The organism is Vibrio sp. Vb1574 (assembly GCF_033338675.1).
On the sequence record NZ_JAWOTC010000260.1, the window covers coordinates 1 to 1,292 of the forward strand.

A 1,292-nucleotide genomic window follows, 5' to 3' on the forward strand; every position below is an offset into this window, starting at 1 on the left:
TCGGATCAATGAAATTCGAGACCAAATTCAACGCTTTCCAGAACTGCGTCATTTGATGACGCATACGGTTCTGACCGAGTTTTTTAATACGACCGGAAACAAGTTCGTAAAGTGAAGCATCAAGTGGGTCGAGAATGTTAAACAACATCAATTTAAATCTGCTGAGATCATTGCATGTGCTGCTTGAGGAGTGTCATGTAAGTCGCACTGCCGAGCGCTTGCACGTAACTCAATCTGCGGTCAGCCGCCAATTAGCCCAGCTTAGAGAGCTTTGTGGCGATCCATTGCTTGTCCGTCAGGGGAACTTGCTCATACCCACACCTCGAGCGTTAGCGTTAAAAGCTAAACTTGATGATTTGCTGTCTGAGTTTGATCATCTGCTTGATGATAAACCGTTCGAACCGGCAGATTGGCAAGGTGAGTTAGTTGTCGCGTCTAGTGACTATGTTGCTCAGTACGTCCTTCCAGATATCGCTTCCCATTTAAGCCAACTCGCGCCGCAACTGGATATGGCTTATCGCTTATGGCAACCAGATTTTCTCGATAAGTTGCATGAACTGGGTATCCACATCGCATCGTCCATGTACCCTTCAAAACCAGAAGGCGTTTCAAGCGTGAACATTGGTTCTGATACCTCGGTGTGTTTGATGAAAGCGTCTCACCCGCTAGCGAGTTGTAAAGAGCTAACGGTGGATGCTTTACTCAGCTATTCGCACATAAAAGTCACGGGTGGCGGCGATAAAGATTCAAGCACCGACACGGTTTTAAAAGAGATGGGGTTGGCGCGACATATCACATTTAAAGTCCCATTTTTCTCGGCGGCGGTTAATCGCCTAGTCTCAAGTGAACATTTGATGGTCGTCCCTGAGCATATCGCGGTGAACCTCGCTAAGCATTGGAGTTTGGCACATAAACCTCTGCCATTTGATACTCAAATCCATCAATACTGGCTGATGTGGCATCCAAAGTACGATAACGATCCTGCGCATCGTTGGATACGGGAAACGATGGAAAGCGTTATGCAGCAATCAGAATACTCTATTCACTAGAGTATGAGTTTCAATCATGACTTTCAAGATTAACTTTGATTTCAGTTTATATCACCTCTATTGATAAATTAACGTCAAAGAGGGGAAATTTTTATGACACTAACAGTTTGGTTATCACTTTTTACAGTCTGTTTATTAGGGGCTATGTCGCCAGGACCTAGCTTAGCGATCGTTGCTAAACATGCTTTGGCTGGTGGACGAATGAATGGTTTGGCAACGGCGTGGGCGCATGCTTTTGGGATC

The 1,292-nt window shown here is 45.4% G+C and carries 1 protein-coding gene and 2 pseudogenes; all 3 read left to right on the forward strand.

Going from position 1 to position 1,292, the window contains the following annotated elements:
- A pseudogene (locus R7O12_RS25335) lies at window positions 1-115 on the forward strand (Lrp/AsnC family transcriptional regulator); the annotation flags it as partial.
- Window positions 116-134: 19 nt separating this feature from the next.
- Window positions 135-1,049: a LysR family transcriptional regulator gene (locus tag R7O12_RS25340; RefSeq protein WP_318126818.1), complete on the forward strand. Its 915-nt coding sequence runs from the start codon at window positions 135-137 to the stop codon at window positions 1,047-1,049.
- A 93-nt stretch (window positions 1,050-1,142) separates the two neighbouring features.
- A pseudogene (locus R7O12_RS25345) lies at window positions 1,143-1,292 on the forward strand (lysine transporter LysE); the annotation flags it as partial.

Bases quoted from the DNA above. Each gene is read 5' to 3' on its own strand.
- R7O12_RS25340 (WP_318126818.1), top strand. From the start codon at position 135: ATGTTAAACAACATCAATTTAAATCTGCTGAGATCATTGCATGTGCTG.